This is a genomic window from Rhodococcus opacus B4, from assembly GCF_000010805.1.
Classification (GTDB): Bacteria; Actinomycetota; Actinomycetes; order Mycobacteriales; family Mycobacteriaceae; genus Rhodococcus_F; species Rhodococcus_F opacus_C.
This window is the reverse complement of the sequence record NC_012522.1, coordinates 3,863,855-3,888,087: the sequence shown is the minus strand read 5'-3', so window position 1 is coordinate 3,888,087 and position 24,233 is coordinate 3,863,855. Positions and strand designations below refer to the sequence as shown.

Sequence of the window (24,233 nt, the reverse complement as noted above, 5' to 3'; positions counted from 1 at the left end):
TCCCTGGGACTTACCCCGAAACTTACGGCACCGGCGGCAGCGCGATGATCCGCAGCTGGCCGAGCGTGATCATCGGATTCGTCATCCCGACCGTCGCGATCCTCGGCGGCGTCCTCACACTCGGACGAATTCACGCCGTACTCTTCGGCTTTCCCGTCGTCTTCCTCTGGACCTTCCTCTGCTTCCCCCTCACCACACTCTGCCTGTGGGTCAGTTGGCGCTTCTTCGACCGCAGCCGCTACCCGGACGAGGAGAAAACCGCATGATCATCGCCATCCTTTGTCTCGTCCTCGCCATCTCGGTGGGAGTCGCCGTCTACGCCGGGTACGGCCGCCGCAACGGAGGCATCTCGGAATTCCTCGTCGGCGGCCGCTCGTTCCCCGCCTGGCTGGTCTACTTCCTCGCCGTCGGTGAGGTGTACAGCATCGGCACGCTGCTCGGATTCCCGTCAGGCATCTACGCCCACGGAGCGAGCTACGGCGTGTGGTTCATCGGATACATCCTCCTCGCCTATGTGTTCGGCTACTTCCTCGCACCGCTGGTGTGGCGGGCCGCGAAACGGTACGACGCAATGACCGTCCCCGACATCATCGGCCGGCACTTCTCCAGCCGCACAGTCGAACTGGTGACATGCCTGACACTGCTCGTCGGGCTCGTGCCATGGGGTCAGTACCAATTCATCGGCCTGCAAGTGGTGCTGTCGTCGCTGGGCGTCAGCCTCACCCCAGTCCAGGCGGTGGTGATCGCCGGCGTCCTCGCGTTCCTGTACGTCGCGGTGTCGGGCATCCGCTCTCCCGCATACGTGTCGGTCATCAAGGACACGCTGATGGTCATCACCGTCGCGGCCGTCGGGATCGCGGTGCTGTTCGCCACCCACGGGTCCGGGGCCACGACCACGCCCCTCCACATCACCCCTGCCATGAGCACGATCTCGGGATCCGCGATGACGTTCACAATGACGACCATCATCTTCCAGGCATTCGTGTTCTACCTGGGGCTCGGCGCCATGTACATCCTGCCCGCGAAGTCGGAGCGCGCCGTGAAGAGCTCGACCGTATGGATGCCGCTGTACATGCTCATCTACCCGATGCTGGTTCTCGCCTCGCTCTACGCACTGCAGAAGTACCCGGGCGTCTCCAACCCCAACACGATCTTCATGGTCACCGCACGCGGCCTGCTGCCAGACTGGCTCGTCGGAATCGTGGCGTCGGGCGCGGCGCTGTCCGGTCTGCTCGTGCTCGCCGCGACCGCACTGGCCATCGGAGGACTGGTCTCGCGCAACCTGTTCTCAGGGCTCCAACCGCACGCGCAGCGGCGATGGAGCACGGTGTTCGTCGCCGCCTTCCTCGTCCTCGGCGCGGTGCTCACGCTCTACGCCTCGACTCTCATGCTCACCGTCCTCAACCTCTTCTACGGCCTCGTGGCCCAGATCGTTCCGGCATTCGTCACGGTCCTCTTCCTCCGAAGGGTGCCAGCGGCGGCAATCTCCACCGGGATGATCGTGGGTGTGGTGCTGTCGGTGGCGCTGTACTTGCATGGCCCGTCCGTTCTCGGCGGCATCAACAGCGGCGTGATCTCGACCGGTGTGAACGCGCTCGTAATTGTTGTGTGGCGCCTCCTGGCACCCGGCCCGGAACGGGAACCGGTCGCCCACCGTACCGAGATTCCCGTCTCGGTGACCGCGGATCCTCCAGCGGTCCCCGCCGAAGCCCTCCCTGCAGGCGACCCTCATCGTGTGCGTCAGTAGCCGAACGACGACCGGGACGGACTGTCCGAACGTCGAGTCCCCGACCCGTCCCGTAAGCGGATCCCCAACCGGCCAGCGATTCTCCGACATACCCGTCGGTGATCGCACTTCTCGCCGAAGGCGGAGGCGCGGATCAGATCGGCACTATCGCTTCGTCGAGAGCACGAGCTGGGGGGATTTCCAAGACGACGCGCGTGCGGTCGAGCCCGATGGCGGGCCACCGGTACTCGATTTCGAGGGAGGTGCCCGTCGGGCGTCCATTGATGACATAGGAGAACTCGCGGACGTAGTGCCCTTCCTCGGTGTGTGGATTCTGGCTCGACCGCTCTCTGTAGATGTTCAGATCAGGCGATACCACCCATGCACTGAACTCGGCCTCGGGCTCTGCAATCGAAGCCAGACCGCCAGGCCCCTGGATGGCGCGGAACTGGGAGGCAAGCTCCGCCGACTTCAATCCCGAAGCGGAGACGGTCAACGCCATATCCATGACCTTTCGGTACGCGATGAGGTATCGAAGTCCGACGCGGTAGCCGTTCGAGTCGGAGAGCAGGAGCGGCCCGTGCGCGATTGCACCCAGTTCCGGGGAGACGGGATAGTCGATCCAGCTGAACTGCGACATCGTTCGAGTATGAACGGGCAAGACTTTGCTACGGGCAACTGTGCGCGCGTCCCGTACATCGATCCTCAATCAGTTCCCAATTCATCCCAGCTCTATCTGTCGCCAGACTCGTCCGACCGGAACAGGTCTATCCCACGCCTGAACCACGAAATCGGGTTTCACTCACGAGTAGTACGGGGGTTCGATGTCGGGATCGTCGACGACGACGTCGACACGCGACTCGGCCACAAGCCGATCGATCGCGTCCGGGCTTGCGCCGATCGACGCGAAATGAGGATCAACGTCGCAGGTCACGCACCATGCGTGATCGGCCGGCCACACGAACGCGGGAGGAGGTGCGTCACCAAGGTCCCCTAGGTCATCCAGCAGTGTCTTGACTTGGGCGTTCCAGTTGGCGACGTCCCCAAGGGTGCCATGGAACAGGAAGTAGTCGCGGTTCGGGATCGAGATCTTCGGCGTCGGATCATCGGCGGTGAAGCTCGGCCACCCGTCCCAGATGCAGAAGTAGCAGTCATCAGGCGTGCCGGTGTGACGGGCGAGCTCGGCCAGGACGACCCCGAGTTGTTCGTTGTCGGACAGCCCCTCCGGGTCGCGTTGGGCGTCGCCTTCCGGTTGTCCCGTATAGGCCGGGTCGGGGATGAAGCGTAGGCGTGCGTACGTGTCGAAGGCGATCGGCCCCCGAGCCGCCAGCCGTCGACATACGGCAAGGGCTGATCGAGACTGGCATGCTGCGGAATACGTCTCCCTCGACGCCGAATTCGGGTTCATCGACGACCACCGCGACGTCCTAGCCCTGCTGCGCGACACCCTCGCCGCCATGATCGAGCAGATCCGTAACACCGCCAGCCGCGCCGTAGACACCGTGGGCGCCGAGCTGCCGATCGTGCCCGAACAAATCCCGGTCCTGCACTTCGCCGAAGCCCTCGACCTCGTCGGCGCCCCGCCCGACGAGCCCGACCTGACGCCCGAGCACGAGCGTCTGCTCGGCAAGTGGGCAAAGTCGCAGTTCGATTCGGACTTCCTTGCCGTCGAGGAGTATCCGGCCGTCAAACGGCCGTTCTACACCCACCCACAGCCCAGCGACCAGCGGTGGACGAACTCATTCGACCTGCTCTTTCGTGGTCTCGAACTCGTCACCGGTGGGCAACGCCTGCACAACCATGCCGACTACACCGCGGCACTGGCCGCCCGCGGTGAGGACCCGGCCGCGTACTCCCCATATCTCGAGGCGATGGGACATGGCATGCCCCCACATGGCGGCTTCGCCATCGGCCTCGAACGCTGGGTGTCGCGCCTACTCCAAGCCGACAACATCCGGTACGCCACCCTCTTCCCCCGGGATATCCACCGGCTCCGTCCCTGAGAAACCGGCGGCCTGCGGGGTCGAAAAACGACTCGCACGCCGCCGGCAACAAGGATGAACTCATCGACCAGTCCAAATGTGTCAATTACCGAACCTGCACCGGGACGAAGTGGCGTCCCAGCACACCTCGGCGGCAGTCCGCCCTCGTTCCGTAAGCGGATCGGCAAGCGGGAAATTCTCGTCTCGGTGGAATCCGACTGACGACCCCATCCTCCGCGCGGTGCGTGTGCGTTTGTCGATCGGCCACAGGAACAGCCATCAGAAGAAAACGCGTCATCGAATCAGATCCGCATCAGCCAAAGATCGGGCCGAAGATCGTGACCAAGGGGTACACCGTGTACCAGAAATGGTCACCGAGCCAGTACCACATCGGGGAAGGTGACATCCGGGGATCCTCTCGTCGATCGCACGGTGAGTGCTTGCGGTCACCCCGACCCACGTCAACGTTCGCCCCGCTAGCTGGCGCTGTCAACCGAAGCAGGCCGTCGCGCAGCTTTGCGAGCGCGCCTGCGGAACCTCAAATCAAGGACGCCAGGCACTATGAAGGATCGGCGACCGGTCAGCGATCCGCCCCCGGCGTTCTGAGACTGAGATCAACCCACTTCCGTGTAGGCAAGATGTTCCTACGCCGACGCATGCCTATCGGATCCGGTGAGCAGGAAGTCGGCGCAGCGTTCACCGATCATGATCGTCGGCGCGTTTGTGTTGGCGCGGGGAATGCGCGGTAACGCCGAGGCGTCGGCCACACGGAGGTTGTCGACACCTCGGACGCGGAGCTTCTCGTCTAGGGGGCTGTCGGCTTCGCTGCCCATCGCAACGCTGCACGCTGGATGGCTCATCGTGGTCGTGTTGTCTCGGATGAACGCCTCGATGTCGGAACCAGGTCCTGGGAGAAGTTCGCGTTCGACGGTGGAGGCGACGGGTTCGGTCGCAATGATCTCGCGCGTCCGCTCCAGTGCCCTCGCAAGTGCATCGATGTCGTCGCGTTCACCCAGCAAGTTCGTCCGGATGGCCGGTGGAGTCGCGAGATTCGATGAGCGGATCAGAACAGTGCCTCGACTCTCGGGTGTCCAGTACGAGTGCAACACCGACAGTGCAGACCGAAACTTCCTGTCTCTGGGATCGGCCAGGGCATCGCCTGGGGTGAAGACCAACTGAAAGTCGCAGGCCGACAGTCCCGGTATCGACCGGATATGCGCAACCGCTTCACCGCCATTGCTGGTGAGCTTGCCACGTCGACGAAACAGCCACTGCAGCAGCCATTTCGGATTCCCAACGTCAGCAAAGCCGACATGCCCGGGCGCGAGAGCCCAGACGGTCGGCGTGAGCGGATGGTCGGTGAGGCCTTGGCCGACGCGGGGGCTATCGACCAGTGGGGCAACCCCGACGCGGCGGAGGTGATCGGCCGGCCCAATGCCGGACAACTGCAGCAACTGTGGCGTGCCGAAGACGCCGGCGCTCGAGACGATCTCGCGGTCGGCGAAAACCTGGTACACACGTCCACGCCGGAGGTATTCGACCCCGACCGCACGACCACTACGGATGATCAGCCGGCTGACCGTGGCCTTGGTGACGACGGAAAGATTGGCGCGGTGTCGCAGGTAACCGCGCGCCGTGCTCCACCGTCGACCCTTGTGGATGTTGACGGGTGTAATCGCTGCACCGTCGAGTTCGGGTCCGCTGACCTCGTCGCTGGCGGCCACACCTGCCGCACGCGCTGCTGCGACGAAGCGAAGTGACAACTCGTCGGGATAGGGCACGCGGGTGACGTGCATCGGACCGTTCTCGATCCGCGCGAACACCGGGGCAACATCGTTCCAGTCCCAGCCTGGTAGCTGCCATGCGTCGTAGTCGAGGTTGCTGCCCTTTACCCAGATCATGCCGTTCATTGAGCTGGTGCCGCCGAGCACACGACCGCGGGGTTGAGGAATCCGCCGGTTGGCGCAGCCTGGTTCGGGATCGGTTTCGTAGGCCCAGTCCAGGGAGGTCCGGTACTGCAGTGCGGAGGCAAGCGGCACTTGAATCGTGAATCGTCGGTCCGAGCCACCGGCTTCGATCAATAGCACGGTGGCGGCGGATTCCGCGGCCAACCGGCCGGCTACCGCACATCCGGCAGAGCCGGCGCCGACGACGATGAAGTCATATGTCGTCACCCTCAAGGCCTCCTGTGACGAAATCTTAGAATAAGCCCGATATTCTGCGATCCCACCGCGACCGCTGGCCCGACTCGGGCTGCTTGGAATCGCCCCCTCGACAGTCGTGACAGAACCCGGTCGCGCCGCGTCGTTCCGCTCGACGGGTCTGGCCTCTGAACTAATGCCAGAGTATTCCCACGAGCCCGGCGAACACCTCAGCCTCCGCGCGCAAGCTCGGGACACGCGAATCGGCCGGAAAAGCCAAACCACGCGGATCGTAAGCGAACAAGTCGAGTCGCTACCTACCCAGACCTGCGCCGAGTGCTGCGACCCCCCGGCCGCCCGATGATGATCGGATCTGTCCCTGGCGCAACGACCCAGGAGCACGTCCGGTAACCGGAACCGTGACTGGGACGAGTTGGCGTCCCAGCGCAGGACCGGCAGCGGTCCGCCCGCGTCCCGGAAGCGGATCGCTGATCGGCCCACGATCCAGTAGCGGACTCGACAGGTCGTACCTGGTGGCAAGTACGGCAGTACCGTCTTCGAGATGAGTAGGAACCATAGCTTCGAGGTCCACACCCTTGAACTCGGGCCGTATGACACCTTGACTGATCTCCACCGTGAGCTCTCAAACCACACGTCGACGTTCGCCAACATCGTGTTCGAGCGGGAGAACGAAGTGGTCGTTTCGATCTCTCATTCCATTGTGGTGATCAACGGGAAGCTCTTTGTCTCGGCTGTGACCACGACGGACGTGAGCACCGACTCCTAGCCGTTTGAGGAACCTGCACCGGGACGAGAGCGACGCCAGCGCCTACCCGGCAGCAGCCGGACACTCGTTCCGGAAGCGGATCCACCAGCGGGACGGGCGGACGCCGACCGTCAATCGAGTGCCAATGAGCAGGCGTTGAGAGACCACAAACGCCGCCATGCTCGTGGCCGAGCTGCAAGCGCATCAGCAACAAGAAGTGCTTCACTGGCACGGTGACCATCGGAAACTCCCCTGTGGATACCGGGGCGCGCCAGTACCTCCGGCGCTTCTCGCGATACGTCGTGGCTTGTGCCTGCGGACTTCTTATTGCAGGGTCGGTGGCGGTGGCTTCACCGGGGACCGCGTGTGCCTGCTCATGCGTGAGCAGCGAAACGCCGGAAGAAGCCGTTTCGTATGCGTCCGGAGTCTTTGTCGCCCGCGCCACCGACAAGGTCTCGGATGGGTTCACCGACACGTACGAGTTCGAGGTGTCGCAAGTGTTCAAGGGCGATGTGGGCTCCACAACGACGGTGGGCACCCTTGCGAATGGCAACGGGTGTGGGACCAGCTATCAGGTCGGGGACGAGTATCTGCTATTTGTCTCCAGGCCGTACAGGTTGATGCCGCCTGGAAAGGCTACGCGTGCGGCCCGTACACCGGCGTCCCGTTCGACATTCGATCCGTCACCGAGAAGGTATATGGACCGCCCCATCCTCCGCGAGAAGCCGCACCCACGGCGGAGATCGGCTGGCAGACCCGGATGACCGCCGGAATACCAACGCCGGTACTGGCGGTGGCTGGAGTCGTCCTGGTCGGATTGATCGGGTGGAGCATCCTGGTGTTCCGCCGACGGTGGTCCAGAGGAACGCACCAGCGCTAGAGGTGTTCCTCGGGCGTTGCAATTGAGGCGGGACCGGAAGTCAATCGCTACCCGGACGCCGACCTGGAGACACCAGGCGGTGCCTCTTCGCGCTTCGCCATCGGTCTGGTTGTATCGATGAGCATGAGGAGCTGGGCCGGGCGGGAGTTAGGTATCTCTGCCGCTCTCGGATCTTTTCTGGGTATTGTCGTCGCCTTGCTGTTCGGTGGTGACGTCGCAGGGCTTGCCCTCGCTGCTCTGGCAGGGCTCGTGCTCGGAGCGTGTGTCGGGGGCGTGGCGGTTGTCGGGGGCAAGTTCGCGCTCGGGACTGTCCCTGTATGGCGGCCGGCAAGTAACCGCTGGTGGCGACAGCGATTTGCGATCTGTACCTCGGCGGCGGTCGGAATTTGTGTCGGCGTCATCGCCGCGTGGTTGACAGCTTCCTCATCTACAGCCGAGTCGTGGGCGCCGCTAGGGTCATGTTTCATTGCAATGGTTGCGGCCTACTTGCTGGCGTTGCTTCTCTGCCCACCGAATCCGAGTAGGGCTGGCTGATGGCCAACCCATTCCCCTGATTTTGAGCACAGCTCTTGCCGAATGAGGATCGCTCACCGGTCAGCGATCGCTTGCCCTCCTGCAAGGGCAGTTGGCTCGACCCTCATATGGGCTGACGGACGAAGCCAGGCTGTGCTCGGAACGGCCCATTCGGCGACGCCGACGTAGGGGCCGGACTGGCAGTGGGTATAGCCGCTGGGATCTTCTCCGGTGTAGGGCACTTGCGATATCAGCGGCTCGGCGCAGAGCAGTCCACTGAGCGATACGTGGACCGCGTCCCACTCCTGGGCGATCGACGGCCAATCGGGAAACACCGTCCCCTCACGCTCGAGGGGATGCGCCTTCAGCAGCGCCTCCCACGCGCGCGCCGAATCGACCCGCGCGATCCGCGCCTTCGCAGGATCGAAATGAACGTCGTAGCGCAGGGGACTGCGCTCCGCATCGTGTTCGCCGTGGAGCAGCCAGGCATCGTTTCCGCAAGCAAACTTCGTCGCCGTCCAAAAGGCGCCGTCCGGTAAAGCGCTGGGTCGGTGGCGGTTAGCGACGCTTAGTGAGGTTGCCGTGATGACTTTGTGGGGAGAGCAGCGTTTCCCTGCTCGGTGAGGAGAGTGCGGCTGCGACGGCCTCGCTCATCTCCACGATGTCGGGGTCGGAGGTGTCGAGGTCGATGACATCTTGGAAGTCGCCGCCGTACAGATACATGTGAAGCACCATCGCTACGCGACCCGAGTAATCCTCGGTGTCGATCGAGTCGGCGTACTGCCCAGCGGAGGAGAACTCCGGGTGCAGTGCGCGCCACTCTCCCCACCAATCGATCAACATGCGGCCGGGGAACGTGTCCAGGAGGTTGACCGCAAGATCAGACGTCATAGCCATAGTGTCGCAGCGCTCGCTGTCAGCAAACCGCCCATCGGAGCCGGATGACGATCGATGAGTGGGAATCGATGCGTTCGACAGTTCACCTAGCGAAGCTGACATAGTGGGTCAGTACCACCGACCACCAGTCCCTCGCGTGCAAAGGATTCCGATGACGTCTCGGCTCGTCCCGGTGCTACTCGCGGGAGCGGCGGTCACCGCCGGTCTGCTATCCGGATGCGGCTCGGACAACGATGGCCGCGATTCGTCCGCATCAACAGCGGGCGTGCAGGCAACATCGTTCGCAGCAGCTGCCCCCGAGGTTCCGGCTACCGCGGACCCGACACCGGCCGAGTTGACTGCCCTCGTCGAGACCGCCCTCGATTACGACGTTCGGTTGGCCGATCGTGTGAAGCTATTCCAGGGAGAGAGCGAGAACGATCCGGCTCTCGCCCAACGCTTCGTCCAGGAAAAACTGACTGTCGAATTCACCTCGGTTACCAGCACCGGTGAGGGTGAAGTATCCGCCCGCGGGCAGGTAACCGTCGACGGAAATCCTCCTAATGACACGGGCCCGGTGACGTTCGTCGCCGAGGACGGTACGTGGAAGATCGCCCGTAGTTGGGCCTGCCCAATTACCGGAGCCTGTTAGCGAACTCCGGGCTGTCCGGTGACCGGTCAGCGATCCACGAATGGGACGCCGGGGGGAAGCGGCACGCGACCTCAGTCCGGGCGGCAATCCAATCGGTGTGGTCAGCGCGTATGGCGGCGGAACCAGCCCACTAGCCGACACGGCGACCTGTATCGATCGACCGTCAGACAAACCCTGGCCGGGTGATCCAATGAACCCCGTTCACTGGATCACCCGGTAGAGAAGCGGGCAAAAGAAACAGATCGTCCACATACATTCCCGCGGCGGATACGGCATCATCGTCCCGAGCAATTGATCGCAACGCCGAGATGACGAAGCGGTATCCCACCCTCGCCCGGAGTTCCCGACTGTTCATGTAGTAGTCGATTATCACTTCGATCGTGTCATCGTCTGGGAGAACCGAAAATGACGACACGGCGATTCCACCGCGTCGCTGACCTGAGATCAGACCTCTCAGCAACGAATTTGCGCAGCGAAGCCCCCACGTATCGAAGGACACCTCGTACTCAAGGGGAACGTCGGGAAGGTCGGGCCCGTCCGTTCCGTCGTCGCGTCTGCTCATCACGCAATCGTAGATTCGCGAATGCCGCACCTTGATCGACATACGTGCGGCGGATCGCAGGAAGATGGGACCGACTCTCTTGGATTCCGGTAGCGGATCCGCTTGCGGAAGCGTCGTCGGCTGGCGCACTGTCGCGGCGGAGCTCCGTCCCCGCTGGTTCCGCGTACTGGCCGGAATTTGGCGTCAAACCTGACGGTGACGTCCGAGTCGCCATCCGAACGCGGCACCGGCAGCGCCCACGAGTCCGCCGAGCACGGCACCACCGACCACCATGCCGATGAGGAACGGGGCTGTTTCGGAGGTCTCCATGGTGCCGACAGTGCCCTCGCCTAGAGGGGTATAGCCAGCGGTGTACAACGTCACGGGAAGCGAGAGCCACCACAGGAACAATCCAGCGGCCAATAGCCCGCAGAGGAGGCCGATACCCGCACTGACCGTGATTATTCGGCGCATGTCTGGATTCTCTCACTGGGGAGTGCCCCCAGTTCCTCGGTTGTCGGCGATCGCTGACCGCAAGGAGCGCAGATGACCGGTCACCGATCCCCTGTCGGAACGCGAGCTGGGCATCGGGGTAGACAATGGTCAGGTGGGCATTGAACTGTGCAGAGAGTCCTCTGCCGCGGATTGGCTCAAGAAGCAGGGTCTTTCGTGGTGGCGACTAGCGGTGCGCGGTCCGGTCGGATATCCGAAGTATGCGCGGGTGAGATTCATACCCGATCCGGACTTCCCCGGACAGAAGGCGAACGACGTCGAGTTCGACCAAAAGGAACTGTCCGAAAAAGAGCAAGTCGGCGTCGCATTGGACGTCCTGTCGCGATACACGACTACACCGAATGAGTGCTACTTCTGCATGTGGACCGGATGGGATACTGCCATCCCTGTCGCGCCGAACTTCGTGTTTTCCAACCGTGACTATTGGCTGTTCCGAGGCACGCTCACGGACTATGCAGACTGGAACGACAGTGACCCTGTGCGGTGGCCGTACGGCTACTCACCTGACCCCGCATTCATTTGGCCCGCAGATCGCGCCTGGTGCGTGACCAACGATGTCGATCCGCACTTCGCAACCATCGGCGCCGATATAGAAGCAATAGATCAGATCGTGGCCGACCCACGAATCGACGCAGTGCTCGACGACCCGGAACAGGAGCCACCGTACTGGGGCTAGTCGCGCGTCGGCGCAGCGCCGAGCTTCGGCTGCGCGATGTCGCAAGCGGATCGACGACCGGTTGTCCGCTCCGCGGCGGGTAGGCGTCATGAGGAAGTAGTCAGACATTGGCCGGCTTCTTCGACGGCGTTGGCGTCTTCGGGGAAGAACATCGCCGTGTCCGGCCAGACAGTGCTCTGCTGGGCTGATTGATCCACACTGACGAGCGGTGCCCCGAGGACACTGTCTGCATTCGCCGTCAGCGCTTGGCCCTCCGCTGGCGCCGGGCCTGCGCCTAATCCCCACACTCCGTGGGAGATCGAGCCGTCGCTTCGCCTGAACTCCATGGCGACCGCGTAGTAGTTATCGAACGGCACGGATCCGGTACTGCGAGTCCAGGGGTCGTGGACAGCAACCGCGTCAATCGGCTCGATCGGATCAGTAGCCGGCCTACTTGCGATCAGGTCCATCACGGTGGGGTCGACGGCGAGGCAATCCGCGTCAGGGGCTCGGCGAACGTCGGCGATAACGACGGCCGCCAGCCACGTAACCGCAGCAGTTGCGATCACCGCAACCATCACCGCGCGCCATGACCAACGCACCTGTCTGGCCATCCGTCCGCCTCCCCGGGCTCACGCTGTGTTCTGACTGAGCGTAATCGCGCTCACCTTCTTGGCCGCTTGTTCCGACACCTCACGGACTCTCTGTGGTTGTCCGCTGGCGGATCCTTCTCGGGGGCTCAGACTCGTACCCAGCGGTCGTCGCATCGTCGCCACAAGGCTGGCTCATCGTCGACGTGAGCGATGTCGTTGTTCAGCCACCACGTCGCGTCCGGGTTCCAACCGGCCAGAACAGTTGAACCCTTGTTGTTTGCCAATGGGATTGCGAGACCGGGTGTGGTCAGGTAGCCGTGCAAAGTGAGGTGCACGGCGTCGTAGTCGTCGGCCACCGCAACCCAGTCAGGAATGAACCAGTCGTGATACTCCCCGGTGGTGTCGAACCAGTCGGAGCGCTTGGACTCGCGCACGAACAAGGGATACGCGTCGACCAACCGCGCCCAGTCCGTCGGATTCGTGATCTCGTATACCCGGGGTGTGCGGCGGATCGAGACCGGCCAGACCCGCGCTTCGTCCCCGCCGAACGAGTCCTCCTCCAGCAGCAATTCCAATGCGCCCACGTCCTCCCGCGCCCGGCTGGTTACCAGGGCGGCACTGGGTAACGGTGTCGACCACCATTCCCCACCGATGGTGTTGTCCGGACGTTCCTCGCGCCAAGTACGAAACTGCGCTTCCATCGCGAGGACGTGGTCCCGCCATTGATCGAGGCCGACAGCAGTACTGCGGTACGGCAGCGTCGATTCCGGCCACTCCTCGTTCGAAGGCAGATGGCCAACCACCCGCTGGTTGTCGAGGTCGATCGGCTCCGCCCACCACCGGGTATGCGGGGATTCCAGAACGGCGGCAGCTACCGGATGTAAGGCCGCCACGGTGTCCGGTCTGGCGAACATAACGTCCTGCTCGTCCGGCGGTTGCCAATAGCGAGCCCAGTCGGTCGCGAACGCGAGAGCGTCGAGTAGGTCCAGTTCGGACAGCCGCGAGATGACTTGAACATCGACTGCCTCGATCCTCTCGAGCACGTCCGCAGGCGATCGGGGATGGGCGGCTCGCTCGTCCGTACTGCACATGTACGCGACGTTCGCGCAGAAGAATCGCCCGCGTGGTGACGCGAGAACGAGAGTGACCAGGTCCATCAGTGAACGCTACCGAACCCGCGCTGTCCGTCGCACGCAGTTACCTTCGCAGTGTAGTTCTGCCCGATTCCCTGTTGGTAACTCCCGAAATACTGAACTTAGCTTCAAACGGGACAGCCGCTACTGGCCTGGGCAACTCACATCGGTGGCGGCGCGGATGAACTCGTTTTCGGCGCCCTGCAGTCTCTGAAACTTGTCGCGGACGTACTCCTGCGCGGCGACTGGACCATCGGAAGCCGTTAATCGACAGACCTCGGCGGCCGCATCTTTGAGATCGACTTCGGAGACCAACTCCCATCGGGGGTCCTGCAGCTGTTCTCTAATTCGATCAGGAATCGCGGATGCAAGGTAGTCGCGAACCGCTTTTTCGTCTGGCGCGGATGCAGTGATCGGCGTCGACTCAACGACGACCTCCTCCTGGGAGTCCTCAGATCCACATCCACCGTTCATCATCGCGATGCTCGCCAATCCCGCGCACGCCGCAATTCGCGCGGCGCGCCTCACTAAATGTCCTCTGCCACCCATTGGCCTAGTGTGTCAGGCCTGTACCAGCACACCATCCGCTTGCGGGAACCAAGCAGCTGGCCTGGCCATTGCAGTGGTCTCAAGTCCCGTATTCAAACTCGTACCACCCACCACCGATATCGGTCAGGGCGATGAAGACTCGACCGTTGTCGTCGGGTTTCCTCTCGGGCGAATAGATCCACCCGGTCTTCGAAGCGACCGAGTTGTCGGCGTCGACGAAGTACACGCCGCCGTCGCTGCGGCGGCCGACCGACGCGATGTCGATACCGTCGATGTCGAGGTTGGAGCGAGTGCTGCCAGGACGGTCGATGATGTCTTGTGCTATCTGTTCGAACTGCGGGCGCGCGTCATCGAAGGACGGCCGGGGAAACACGAATCCGATCAGCGCGGCAGCGATCACGACGCCAGGAGCGGCTGCGAGCCACCAGGACCATCGGCGTACACGCTTGACGTAGAGGAAGGTGCAGAAGATCCACTCCAGTGCTGCTCCCGCGAGAACCAAGAGCGCTGGGGCGGCGATGAGGAGTTTGTGAAGGTATTCCATGTTGCCGCTGAGCGGCCACCAGTCGTAGTACACGCACAACAACACGACTACTGGAACTAACGTCATAGTTAGGACTAATAGGCCAGGCGGCTTCGTTGACGGTGGGCGGTAGACGTCGGATGTCATGTGGTCCACCGACTCACCATAGAACTACCGCCCACGGCTCGTCCTCGGCCAGCGTCTTTCAAGGGCCCTCACCGGTCCGCAAGCCACCACCCCTACGGATGGCCGCCCTCCGGGTTGTAGTCTCGTCTGCACGGTGACCCGATGCCCGCAGGCTTCGTTCTGCGGATTCCCCTAGTGCATCGGGATCGACATGACGGTAGACGACTTCGAAGCCAACCAGATCGACAAGCTGCTCCGCTCCATCACCTTCGCCGAAGCCGACGCCCTCCGGCGTCCGTGCCCGACAGCACGCAACTTCCTCGACTCGATGCTCCACGATCTCTGCATGCAGCCGCTCGGCGAAGCAACCGAACGACGAGCGCTCCTCGCGTTCCGGCGATTCGCCGAACTCTTCGACCACGATCCCGACGGCTTCCGCGAACACATTCCTGCCGCTATCAGACCTGTGCTCGAGGCCGCGGTCTCCGGGTGGACGGACGACAACGCCGGCGACCGGATCCGTGGCATCCTCACCGCCCTCGGCGGTCCCTCGTCCACCGAGCGTGAACACGCGCTGACCCTGTACACCCGGGTCATCGCGGCCCGAGTCCGGGACGGCTATGTTCACCCCTACCTCGCCGCCACCCACCTGGCGTGGCCGGACATTCACGACTGGGACAACCTCGCCAAACCCGAGATCGCCGCAATGCGCGTCGCTGCCCGAGTTCAGTACCAGTGGCCGCAGTTCCGCCCAAACCGCGGTGCGGTCGAACGGGATCTTCTCTCCGCCCTTAAGGGCATCACGTGGCCCGCACCCCGCGCCGCGCCGCAGCCTGCCCAGCCGATCGAGTGGGCCGACGACGAGTACACGTTTGCACTGGGCCGCGCCGTATACGCGGTCGCCGCGTTGGAGTCATACATTCTGTTCGAGTTGCTCCACCTACCCGGCACATCAATCGACGTCGCCGACCTCGGTGGCCGGCCCACCGCGGAAATCGGCGAGGCCCTTGCCCGGCCGGAGTTCCTCGACACCGTTGCCGATGTGCGGGCTCGTGACTGGCTCAGTGCCGCCGGCGCGGCGTTACGGCAAACAGCGAAGGCGAGGGAAGAACTCCTGCGCTCGCGGCCGGCTGTCGAGAGAGGCGTGCGCATGCTGCATGGCTACGCCTTCAGCCCCACGGGAAAGGCGTACCTGCATCCCCTTCCTCAGGATCGGGTAGAGCGGTTGGTCACCACCGCAGTAGCCCATCGCGCGCATCTCGCCGCACTTCGCACCCACGTCGCAGACGTCAGTACGTCCTGATCACGTGCGATCGGTGACCGGCAACGATCCGCTTGCGGAAGCGTCGTCGGCTGGCGCACTGTCGCGGCGGAGCTCCGTCCCCGCTGGTTCCGCGTACTGGCCGGAATTTGGCGTCAAACCTGACGGTGACGTCCGAGTCGCCATCCGAACGCGGCACCGGCAGCGCCCACGAGTCCGCCGAGCACGGCACCACCGACCACCATGCCGATGAGGAACGGGGCTGTTTCAGAGGCCTCCATGGTGCCGACAGTGCCCTCGCCTAGAGGGGTATAGCCAGCGGTGTACAACGTCACGGGAAGCGAGAGCCACCACAGGAACAATCCAGCGGCCAATAGCCCGCAGAGGAGGCCGATACCCGCACTGACCGTGATTATTCGGCGTATGTCTGGATTCTCTCACTGGGGAGGGCCCCCAGTTCCTCGGTTGTCGGCGATCGCTGACCGCAAGGAGCGCAGAGGACCGGTCACCGATCGATGACCGGTCGCGACAGTTACCCGATCGAGGACAGTCCGGTTATCCGTCTAAGTCGTACGGCTGGCCATTGACACGCTTGCGGGGAAGCCAAGTCGCCAAGGTGCGACCAAGAGTGTTGACGAGTCGTTCACCAAACACGCACAGCGTGGGCTCCCAGGGATGGCCGAAGGTGCCGCCCGAGAAGTCTTCTCGCAGGAAAATGTAGTAGTCGCCGTTTGGATAGACGGGCACACGCCACTCTGAGTCCTCAGCAGCGCAGTGCTCCGCGGCGTCGAACCAGTACCCGGGATGTTGCCAGTCGAGAACGACAAACCTCGGATCGTCGGCGAACTCGGCAACGAAGCACCGCAGCGCCTCTGCGTTGACCGCATCGAACCGCGCCCGCCAGGAAGCCTCGGTGCCGGCGGTGTTGGTGAGATCGAAGGTCACTGATGGCGTCGGCTCGGCGATCGCCGGCCATGATTCGGGTTTCATGCCCGGTCGAAACCCGAACCTTTCCTCGAATTCAGTCCAATAACGATCACGGTTGGGAAGGTCGGTCCACGCCGGAGGCAAGGGAGAGCCGAAGTCTCGGGTGTATCGCATCTGAGCAGGACCTCCATTCGCTCCTGGAGCTGACGATGCCACACCGTTCCATGCACGACGAACGACTTTTCGGAATCCCAAATGGCGACCACCAGCGAGACGAGATCGGCGCCGAGCACATGTCCGTCCGCCGTCGATGCTCGTCCCGGAACGGGATCAGGTGCCGGTCATCGAAGATCCCGGGGCAGGCGCCGACGTGAAGGCGGTGCTATTGACCGGTCAAGACCCGGTTGAGAAGGTGAAGGATGGCTTCCAAGGAATCGCGACGACCGCCCCTGCATCCATTGGAGACACCGTCATGGAACTTGAAACTCTGGGGCGTCGAAAGCGACGGTATTGGAGCACCTTCTCACTTCGTGGAGGCATGTCACGCCGTGGGCCGTGATACTCGCTGCTACGACGAACTGAGGCGGCTCGGTGAGATGAGCTGGCTCGTAGTCGACGAGACCGACGTCTACGGAGGCTGGACAATCGAGCTCAGGACCGAACACGGAGGAAGTCACGGTTTCGGAACGCCGGCGGACGTGGGTCTCGTCACCCTCACGGCAAGGATTGCTGAAGCGGCTCAAGACTGGCTCACGGGGTATGAGCACACATTTTGGCCTCTCGTGAGTAGCAGCCCTCTCCGCTTGCTGAAACCAGAAGTTCGGGACGGACGCGCGGTCTGGGTCAATCACGGCGATGGGACGGTCATGTGCACCATTGGAGACCTTTGCAACTAACTCTGGGCCCGAATCCCACGCGTTGCTGGGCGGTCCCGGAGGGGGAACGCTTACCGGCACCGTTCCGGAAACGGGGCGCTGACCGAGACTCCCTGAGCTGGAGGGTTCCCGATAGACCCGTCCGGTGATGATTCTGCTTTCGGGGCGCCAATCGGGACACCCGAACGACCTGGATCACGCCGAGCATCGGTCATCAGCCATCCGTTGACCCGAATGAAACCGGGCGTGAGATTCCGCCACGGTTCTGGGGACCCGGCAGTTGTTGCGGTCATCCGACTTCGTCGCAGACGACGAGAACGCGGCAGCGGACGCCGACTCACCGCACCCCCGGTGCAGAGGTACTCACCCGCCGCCTCGGCGGGGAACCGCCCCTGTCGCCGACCTTGGCCAGATTCTTTCGCATGTTGTCATTCCGGCAACTGTTCTGGCGGGGTGCGGTCCCGCAGACTTACCGTCGTGACGTCCGACATCGCGCCCCCGGCGCCTGCTGCCCAAGCGGCCCCACCCCGCCTGCACTACGCCTGGCTGGTGGCGGCCGTCGCGTTCCTCGCCCTCGTGGGCGCCGCCAGTTTCCGGGCGGCGCCCTCGATCCTGATCGACCCCCTGCACGAGGACTTCGGCTGGTCACGGGCGAGCATTTCGTCGGCCGTGTCCATCAACCTGGTGCTGTACGGATTGACGTCGCCGTTCGCGGCGGCGCTGATGGAACGCTTCGGGATGCGGCGGGTGGTGACCGCGGCGCTGGTGCTGGTGTCCGCCGGCAGCGGACTCACCGTCTTCATGACGGCCACCTGGCAACTGGTGCTGCTGTGGGGCGTTCTCGTCGGGCTGGGCACCGGGTCCATGGCGCTCGCGTTCGTGGCGACGGTCGTCGACCGCTGGTTCGTCGCACGCCGCGGCCTCGTCACCGGAATCCTCACCGCGGGCAGCGCCGCCGGACAGCTGGTGTTCCTGCCGATCCTCGCCATGGTTGCCGAGCACTACGACTGGCAGACCGTGGCACTGACCGTGTCGTTCGCCGCCCTCGCCGTCGTGCCGCTGGTCCTCGTGTTCCTGCGCAACCGCCCGTCGGACGTCGGGACGGTCCCGTACGGCGCCGGACCCGACTACGTCGCGGCACCACCCGCGCCGACCGGGCGTGGCGGCGCCGCGGGCCGGGCCGTCGCGGTGCTGCTGTCGGCGGCGCGGACCCGGGTGTTCTGGCTGCTGGCCGGCACGTTCGCCATCTGCGGGGCGAGTACCAACGGACTCGTCGGGACCCACTTCGTGCCGGCCGCACACGACCACGGCATGCCCGTGACGGCGGCGGCGACCCTGCTGGCGGTGATCGGGATCTTCGACGTGATCGGCACCATCGCGTCCGGATGGTTCACCGACCGGTTCGATTCCCGCAAGCTCCTCGGCATCTACTACGTGCTGCGCGGGATCTCGCTGATGCTGCTGCCGATCCTGTTCGCGAACACCGTGCACCCGCCGATGATCGCGTTCGTCATCTTCTACGGCCTCGACTGGGTGGCGACCGTCCCTCCGACCGTCGCGCCGTGCCGCCAACACTTCGGCGGCGACGCCCCCATCGTGTTCGGCTGGGTGCTGGCGTCCCACCAGATCGGCGCCGGGCTCGTGGCGTTCCTCGCGGGACTGGTACGCGACCAGTTCGGCGGCTACGACGCCGCCTTCTACGTCGCGGGCGGGCTGTGCGCGATCGCGGCCGTGATGTCTCTGGCCATCGTCGCGAAACCCCGCACGGTGGCGTCCGGGATCGGTTGACCTGCGCCGAAACCACTCCCCGGAGCGGCCCCGGTTCCTAAGATCGGTACATGGCAGCTCAGCGCGCATCGGACGAAGTCATTGACCGCTCCAAGATCGAGAATCGGGCTCCGTCGGTAGCCGCACTGTTCGTGGATCGGGTGGCGCACTCACCCGGGCGCGAAGCGTTCCGGTTCGTCGACCCCCAGAACCCGAAGCAGTGGTCGAGCGTCACGTGGTCCGAGGCGGGCGACCGGGTGCGTAACCTTGCGGCCGGCCTCATCGTCCTCGGCGTGCAGGCCGAGCAACGGGTGGCGCTGGCCTCCGCAACCCGCTACGAATGGGTGCTCGCCGACCTCGCCGTGATGTGCGCCGGCGCGGCCACCACCACCGTGTATCCCACCAGCACGGCCTCCGACGTCGCCTACATCGTCGCGAACTCCGGCAGCCGCGTCGTCTTCGCCGAGGACGACGCGCAACTCGCCAAGCTGCGCGAGAACCGCGGCGAACTCGGCGACGTCGAGAAGGTCGTCCTCATCGACGGCGCCGCCGGCGACGACGACTGGGTCATCACGTTCCAGCAGCTCCACGACCTCGGCGAGGAACTGCTGGCCGAGTCACCCGACGCGGTGCACGACCGCATCGAGGCGATCGCCCCCGACGACCTCGCCACCCTGATCTACACGTCGGGCACCACCGGCAGGCCGAAAGGTGTGCGACTGTCGCACTCGGCGTGGACGTACGAGGCCGCCGCGATCGACGCCACCGGCATCCTCGACGCCGACGACCTGCAATACCTGTGGCTCCCGCTGTCGCACGTGTTCGGGAAGGTCCTGCTCACCCTGCCGCTGCAGATCGGTTTCGCGACGGCGGTCGACGGTCGCGTCGACAAGATCGTCGAGAACCTCGCGGTGGTCAAACCCACGTTCATGGGCGCGGCCCCCCGCATCTTCGAGAAGGCGTACGCGCGGATCGTCTCCACCGTGCGGGAAGAGGGCGGCCCGAAGGAGAAGATCTTCGACTGGGCCGTCGGCGTCGGGCTGCGGGTATCGAAGGCCAAGCAGGCGGGCAAGGGCCCGTCGCTGCTCGACTCGGTGCAGCACGCCGTCGCGGATCGGCTCGTGTACAGCACGATTCGCGAACGCTTCGGCGGTCGGCTCAAGTTCTTCATCTCCGGCTCCGCGGCGCTCAATCGTGATGTCGCGCAATGGTTCGACGCCGTCGGCATCGTCGTCCTCGAAGGGTACGGGCTGTCCGAGACCAGCGCCGCCTCGTTCGTCAACCGCCCGTCGGCGTACCAGTTCGGCACCGTCGGCTGGCCCATCCCGGGCACCGAGACCCGGATCGCCGACGACGGCGAAATCCTCATCAAGGGCCCGGGCGTCATGAGCGGATACCACGAGAACCCCGAAGCCACAGCCGAAGCGTTCACCGACGATGGCTGGTTCCACACCGGCGACGTCGGCGAACTCGACGACAAGGGCTACCTGCGGATCACCGACCGCAAGAAGGACATGTTCAAGACGTCCAACGGCAAATACGTCGCACCGTCCGCGCTGGCGGCCACGTTCAAGGGCATCTGCCCGTACGTCGGTGAACTCATCGTCGACGGCGAAGGGAAGTCGTACTGCGTCGCCCTGATCTCCCTCGACGCCGAATCGATCGGAGAATGGGCGAAGAATCACGACCTGGGCGGCAAGTCTCTCGCCGAGATAGCCAACGCCCAGGAGACCCGCAACCTGATCGGCGGCTACGTCGAGGAACTCAACGCCGGACTGAACCGGTGGGAACAGATCAAGAAGTTCCGCATCCTCGAACGGGAACTCACCGTCGAGAACGGCGAGATCACCCCGAGCATGAAACTCAAGCGCAAGGTCGTGATGACCAATTTCTCCGGCGAACTCGAAAACCTCTACACCTGAGTTGACCCTCACGCGACGTCAGGCTGCACGGTAGAGAGGTGAGCGAGAAACACACGGTCGGCGTCGTCGCCAGACTGGTCGGAGTCAGTGTGCGCACCCTGCACCACTACGACGAGATCGGTCTGGTGACACCGTCCGACCGCACCCCCGGTGGGTACCGCAGCTACTCCGGCGCCGACGTCGAACGTCTGCACCGCGTACTGACGTACCGCGAACTGGGTTTCCCCCTCGAGGAGATCGCAGCCCTCCTCGACGACCCGGACGTCGATGCCCTTGCGCATCTACGGCGACAGCACGCGTTGCTGAGCGAACGGATCGATCGCTTACACGAGATGGCTGCAGCCGTGGAGAAGATGATGGAGGCGAAAAGCATGGGCATTCAACTCACCCCCGAAGAGCAGAACGAAATCTTCGGCGACAACTGGCCGGGCGAGGAGTATGCGGCCGAGGCCGAGGAGCGCTGGGGCGACACCGACGCGTGGAAGCAGTCCCAGCAGCGGTCCGCGAAGATGAGCAAGGAGGACTGGAAGCGGATCAAGGCCGAGGGCGACGCGTTCGAGGCGTCGCTCGCACAGGCGATGGCCGATGGTGTCGAACCCGGATCCGATCGGGCCAACGCACTGGCCGAGGAACACCGCGCCGGCATCGAACGGTTCTACGACTGCGATCACGCGATGCAGGTGAACCTCGCCGAGATGTACCTCGCCGACGACCGCTTCCGCCGGCACTACGACGACGTCGCCCCCGGTCTGGCGCAATACGTCCGGGACGTCATCGTCGCGAATGCGGAGCGGCAGTAGCGGGACCGGGGTGCACGGTCGCGGCTGTTCGTCGGCACTATCCTGAACCCCATGTCCGATTCGCAGCGTCCCAGCCCCAGTCAGTATGTCGGGTATCTGTTCGGTCGGACGCTGCCGGATTCGATGCAGGACTGGGTTCGCAACGACCTCGTCGGGCCGGGCGCCTCGGTGCGGTACGTCCTCCGTTTCATGCTGCCCGTCGCCGCGGTGCTGGCGTTGTTCCTCCTCATCCCCGGTCCGATCTGGATTCCGTTGGCGATGATGGCCCTGCTGCTGCTCCCGCTGCTCTACTTTGCGGTCGCGCTGATGAACATCTACCGTCGGCATCGCCTGCTCAGCCACGGCCTCGATCCGGACCTCGTGGGCGAGAAAGCGCAGCGCCGCGCAGACCGCACTCGCGAGGACTACGAGCGCCGCCACGGCCGCACCGAAGAGCAGTAGTCCCAGCGTGACGCATCACACGATGGGCCAATAGTGACGCAGCGCACGTGAACGATCGATAAGTAATGCGTTAAAGTGGCGGCGTCCGGTGGGTAATCCCACGAACCGCGTACCCCACAGGGTGCAGCACTGGTTCCGACAGCCTCGACGGGAAGAGCAGTCATAGATGACAGTCACAGATTCGGCGGTCACGCCCGATATTCACACGACGGCGGGAAAGCTCGCCGACCTGCGTAATCGTCAGGCCGAGGCGCAGCACCCGAGCGGTGAGGCCGCGGTGGAGAAGGTCCACGCCAAGGGCAAGCTCACCGCCCGCGAACGCATCACCGCATTGTTGGACGAGGGCTCGTTCGTCGAACTCGACGCCCTCGCCCGCCACCGCAGCGTGAACTTCGGCCTCGCCGACAACCGCCCCGTCGGCGACGGCGTCGTCACCGGCTACGGCACCGTCGACGGCCGCGACGTGTGCGTGTTCTCCCAGGACGCCACCGTCTTCGGCGGCTCCCTCGGTGAAATCTACGGCGAAAAAATCGTCAAGGTCATGGACCTGGCCATCAAGACCGGCCGCCCGCTGATCGGCATCAACGAAGGCGCCGGCGCCCGCATCCAGGAAGGCGTCGTCTCCCTCGGCTTGTACGGCGAAATCTTCCACCGCAACGTCCAGGCCTCCGGGGTCATCCCGCAGATCTCCCTGATCATGGGCCCCGCCGCCGGCGGCCACGTCTACTCCCCCGCCCTGACCGACTTCGTCGTCATGGTCGACCAGACCTCCCAGATGTTCGTCACCGGCCCCGACGTGATCAAGACCGTCACCGGCGAAGACGTCACCATGGAAGACCTCGGCGGCGCCCACACCCACATGGTCAAGTCCGGCGTCGCCCACTACGTCGCCTCCGGCGAACAAGACGCCCTCGACTACGTCAAGGACCTGCTGTCCTACCTCCCGTCGAACAACCAGGCCGCCGCCCCCCGGATGCTGCCCACCGACCCGATCACCGGGTCCATCGAAGACTCCCTCACCGCCGAGGACCTCGAACTCGACACCCTCATCCCGGACTCGGCGAACCAGCCCTACGACATGCACGAGGTCATCCGCCGCATCCTCGACGACGACGAATTCCTCGAGGTCCAGGCCGAACGCGCCGGCAACATCGTCGTCGGCTTCGGCCGCGTCGACGGCCGCTCCGTGGGCATCGTCGCCAACCAGCCCACCGTGTTCGCCGGCTGCCTCGACATCGACGCCTCCGAAAAGGCCGCCCGCTTCGTGCGCACCTGCGACGCGTTCAACGTCCCCATCATCACCCTGGTCGACGTCCCCGGGTTCCTGCCCGGCACCGACCAGGAATACAACGGCATCATCCGCCGCGGCGCGAAACTGCTCTACGCCTACGGCGAGGCCACGGTCGGGAAGATCACCGTCATCACCCGCAAGGCCTACGGCGGCGCCTACGACGTGATGGGCTCCAAGCACATGGGCGCCGACGTCAACCTGGCCTGGCCCACCGCGCAGATCGCCGTCATGGGCGCCTCCGGAGCCGTCGGGTTCGTCTACCGCAAACGCCTGCTCGAGGCCGCCCGCAACGGCGACGACGTCGACGCGCTGCGCCTGCAACTGCAACAGGAATACGAGGACACCCTCGTCAACCCGTACGTCGCCGCCGAACGCGGCTACGTCGACGCCGTCATCCCCCCGTCCCACACCCGCGGACAGATCGTGGCCGCCCTGCGCCTGCTCGAACGCAAAATGGTCACCCTCCCGCCCAAGAAGCATGGGAACATTCCGCTGTGACCGCGGAGTTGGTCGTCGACGAGGTGCTCGACGAGATCGCGCTGGGCTCCGGCATCGCCGAAGAGCCGCCGGCGGCGCCGGCCGTGACGTTCTCGGGCAACCCGAGCGACACGGACATCGCCGCGGTGCTCGCAGTGTTCGCTGCGATCGCCTCGTCCGGTTCCGCGGCGGAAACGCCCGCGTCCGATGACGATTCGTGGGGCACCCCCGCCCTCATTCTGCGTCGGCAAGTGGCCGCCGCTGCCGTCCTGGTCAACGCAGGCTACTGAAACTGTAGAAAAG

25 protein-coding genes are annotated in these 24,233 nt (G+C 64.4%); 13 read left to right on the top strand and 12 right to left on the bottom strand.

The window, feature by feature from the left end; all coding sequences use genetic code 11:
- Positions 1–44: 44 nt before the first annotated feature.
- On the top strand, positions 45–266 hold the full coding sequence (locus ROP_RS17725) for a DUF3311 domain-containing protein (protein WP_012690771.1): 222 nt from the start codon (positions 45–47) through the stop codon (positions 264–266).
- Complete coding sequence (locus ROP_RS17720; RefSeq protein ID WP_012690770.1) at positions 263–1,747, top strand: sodium:solute symporter family protein; 1,485 nt, start codon at positions 263–265, stop codon at positions 1,745–1,747. The genes ROP_RS17725 and ROP_RS17720 overlap by 4 nt, the downstream gene beginning before the upstream one ends.
- 133 nt (positions 1,748–1,880) lie before the next feature.
- Here ROP_RS17720 and ROP_RS17715 read toward each other — a convergent pair whose 3' ends face one another.
- The gene (locus ROP_RS17715) at positions 1,881–2,366 is read right to left on the bottom strand and encodes a hypothetical protein (protein WP_012690769.1); all 486 of its coding nucleotides are present in this window, start codon (positions 2,364–2,366) and stop codon (positions 1,881–1,883) included.
- A 162-nt stretch (positions 2,367–2,528) separates the two neighbouring features.
- On the bottom strand, positions 2,529–3,134 hold the full coding sequence (locus ROP_RS43725; protein ID WP_231868942.1) for a hypothetical protein: 606 nt from the start codon (positions 3,132–3,134) through the stop codon (positions 2,529–2,531).
- On the opposite strand from ROP_RS43725, the gene ROP_RS17705 reads away from it, so the two are divergent.
- On the top strand, positions 3,025–3,729 hold the full coding sequence (locus ROP_RS17705) for an amino acid--tRNA ligase-related protein (RefSeq protein ID WP_231868941.1): 705 nt from the start codon (positions 3,025–3,027) through the stop codon (positions 3,727–3,729). The genes ROP_RS43725 and ROP_RS17705 overlap by 110 nt on opposite strands.
- A 623-nt stretch (positions 3,730–4,352) precedes the next feature.
- Here ROP_RS17705 and ROP_RS17700 read toward each other — a convergent pair.
- Positions 4,353–5,882 (bottom strand): GMC family oxidoreductase, encoded by a 1,530-nt coding sequence (locus ROP_RS17700; protein ID WP_012690766.1) that lies wholly within the window; start codon positions 5,880–5,882, stop codon positions 4,353–4,355.
- A gap of 529 nt (positions 5,883–6,411) precedes the next feature.
- Between ROP_RS17700 and ROP_RS17695 the strand changes: the two genes are divergently transcribed.
- The gene (locus ROP_RS17695) at positions 6,412–6,636 is read left to right on the top strand and encodes a hypothetical protein (protein WP_012690765.1); all 225 of its coding nucleotides are present in this window, start codon (positions 6,412–6,414) and stop codon (positions 6,634–6,636) included.
- A 1,930-nt stretch (positions 6,637–8,566) separates the two neighbouring features.
- Here the strand turns inward: ROP_RS17695 and ROP_RS43720 are convergent.
- Positions 8,567–8,899, bottom strand: a complete 333-nt coding sequence (locus ROP_RS43720) for a hypothetical protein (RefSeq protein ID WP_193384859.1) — start codon at positions 8,897–8,899, stop codon at positions 8,567–8,569.
- A gap of 178 nt (positions 8,900–9,077) precedes the next feature.
- Between ROP_RS43720 and ROP_RS17685 the strand changes: the two genes are divergently transcribed.
- A complete protein-coding gene (locus ROP_RS17685; RefSeq protein WP_231868940.1) occupies positions 9,078–9,536 on the top strand; it encodes a hypothetical protein in 459 nt (152 codons plus the stop codon).
- Positions 9,537–9,699: 163 nt separating this feature from the next.
- On the opposite strand, the gene ROP_RS17680 is transcribed toward ROP_RS17685, so the two are convergent.
- Positions 9,700–10,098 carry a hypothetical protein gene (locus ROP_RS17680; protein ID WP_043824917.1) on the bottom strand — a complete coding sequence of 133 codons (399 nt, stop codon included), beginning with the start codon at positions 10,096–10,098 and terminating at the stop codon, positions 9,700–9,702.
- Between the two features lie 183 nt (positions 10,099–10,281).
- The gene (locus ROP_RS44835; protein ID WP_268748154.1) at positions 10,282–10,407 is read right to left on the bottom strand and encodes a hypothetical protein; all 126 of its coding nucleotides are present in this window, start codon (positions 10,405–10,407) and stop codon (positions 10,282–10,284) included.
- A gap of 277 nt (positions 10,408–10,684) precedes the next feature.
- On the opposite strand from ROP_RS44835, the gene ROP_RS17675 reads away from it, so the two are divergent.
- On the top strand, positions 10,685–11,266 hold the full coding sequence (locus tag ROP_RS17675; protein ID WP_012690761.1) for a hypothetical protein: 582 nt from the start codon (positions 10,685–10,687) through the stop codon (positions 11,264–11,266).
- 86 nt (positions 11,267–11,352) lie between these two features.
- Here the strand turns inward: ROP_RS17675 and ROP_RS17670 are convergent, their stop codons facing one another.
- From ROP_RS17670 to ROP_RS17655, 4 genes are all read right to left on the bottom strand, one after another.
- Positions 11,353–11,859, bottom strand: a complete 507-nt coding sequence (locus ROP_RS17670) for a hypothetical protein (RefSeq protein WP_043824915.1) — start codon at positions 11,857–11,859, stop codon at positions 11,353–11,355.
- A gap of 125 nt (positions 11,860–11,984) precedes the next feature.
- A complete protein-coding gene (locus ROP_RS17665) occupies positions 11,985–12,881 on the bottom strand; it encodes a hypothetical protein (protein WP_231868939.1) in 897 nt (298 codons plus the stop codon).
- Between the two features lie 234 nt (positions 12,882–13,115).
- A complete protein-coding gene (locus ROP_RS17660) occupies positions 13,116–13,499 on the bottom strand; it encodes a hypothetical protein (RefSeq protein WP_012690759.1) in 384 nt (127 codons plus the stop codon).
- Between the two features lie 100 nt (positions 13,500–13,599).
- A complete protein-coding gene (locus ROP_RS17655; protein ID WP_148222488.1) occupies positions 13,600–14,097 on the bottom strand; it encodes a DUF1109 domain-containing protein in 498 nt (165 codons plus the stop codon).
- A 283-nt stretch (positions 14,098–14,380) separates the two neighbouring features.
- On the opposite strand from ROP_RS17655, the gene ROP_RS17650 reads away from it, so the two are divergent.
- Positions 14,381–15,472 carry a hypothetical protein gene (locus tag ROP_RS17650; protein WP_012690757.1) on the top strand — a complete coding sequence of 364 codons (1,092 nt, stop codon included), beginning with the start codon at positions 14,381–14,383 and terminating at the stop codon, positions 15,470–15,472.
- Positions 15,473–15,585: 113 nt separating this feature from the next.
- Here the strand turns inward: ROP_RS17650 and ROP_RS44830 are convergent, their stop codons facing one another.
- Together ROP_RS44830 and ROP_RS17640 are read right to left on the bottom strand one after the other, a co-directional pair.
- The gene (locus ROP_RS44830) at positions 15,586–15,711 is read right to left on the bottom strand and encodes a hypothetical protein (RefSeq protein ID WP_269454450.1); all 126 of its coding nucleotides are present in this window, start codon (positions 15,709–15,711) and stop codon (positions 15,586–15,588) included.
- Between the two features lie 274 nt (positions 15,712–15,985).
- The gene (locus ROP_RS17640; protein WP_012690756.1) at positions 15,986–16,531 is read right to left on the bottom strand and encodes a DUF2716 domain-containing protein; all 546 of its coding nucleotides are present in this window, start codon (positions 16,529–16,531) and stop codon (positions 15,986–15,988) included.
- 1,178 nt (positions 16,532–17,709) lie between these two features.
- Between ROP_RS17640 and ROP_RS17630 the strand changes: the two genes are divergently transcribed.
- From ROP_RS17630 to ROP_RS17605, 6 genes are all read left to right on the top strand, one after another.
- Positions 17,710–19,020: an MFS transporter gene (locus tag ROP_RS17630; RefSeq protein WP_043824910.1), complete on the top strand. Its 1,311-nt coding sequence runs from the start codon at positions 17,710–17,712 to the stop codon at positions 19,018–19,020.
- A 50-nt stretch (positions 19,021–19,070) separates the two neighbouring features.
- Complete coding sequence (locus tag ROP_RS17625; protein WP_012690753.1) at positions 19,071–20,921, top strand: AMP-dependent synthetase/ligase; 1,851 nt, start codon at positions 19,071–19,073, stop codon at positions 20,919–20,921.
- A 38-nt stretch (positions 20,922–20,959) separates the two neighbouring features.
- Positions 20,960–21,721 (top strand): MerR family transcriptional regulator, encoded by a 762-nt coding sequence (locus tag ROP_RS17620; RefSeq protein ID WP_012690752.1) that lies wholly within the window; start codon positions 20,960–20,962, stop codon positions 21,719–21,721.
- 51 nt (positions 21,722–21,772) lie between these two features.
- Positions 21,773–22,162 (top strand): DUF5313 family protein, encoded by a 390-nt coding sequence (locus ROP_RS17615; protein WP_012690751.1) that lies wholly within the window; start codon positions 21,773–21,775, stop codon positions 22,160–22,162.
- Between the two features lie 166 nt (positions 22,163–22,328).
- Positions 22,329–23,951 carry an acyl-CoA carboxylase subunit beta gene (locus ROP_RS17610; protein ID WP_012690750.1) on the top strand — a complete coding sequence of 541 codons (1,623 nt, stop codon included), beginning with the start codon at positions 22,329–22,331 and terminating at the stop codon, positions 23,949–23,951.
- Complete coding sequence (locus ROP_RS17605; RefSeq protein WP_012690749.1) at positions 23,948–24,220, top strand: acyl-CoA carboxylase subunit epsilon; 273 nt, start codon at positions 23,948–23,950, stop codon at positions 24,218–24,220. Before ROP_RS17610 ends, ROP_RS17605 begins: the two co-directional genes overlap by 4 nt.
- The last annotated feature ends 13 nt before the right edge of the window (positions 24,221–24,233 follow it).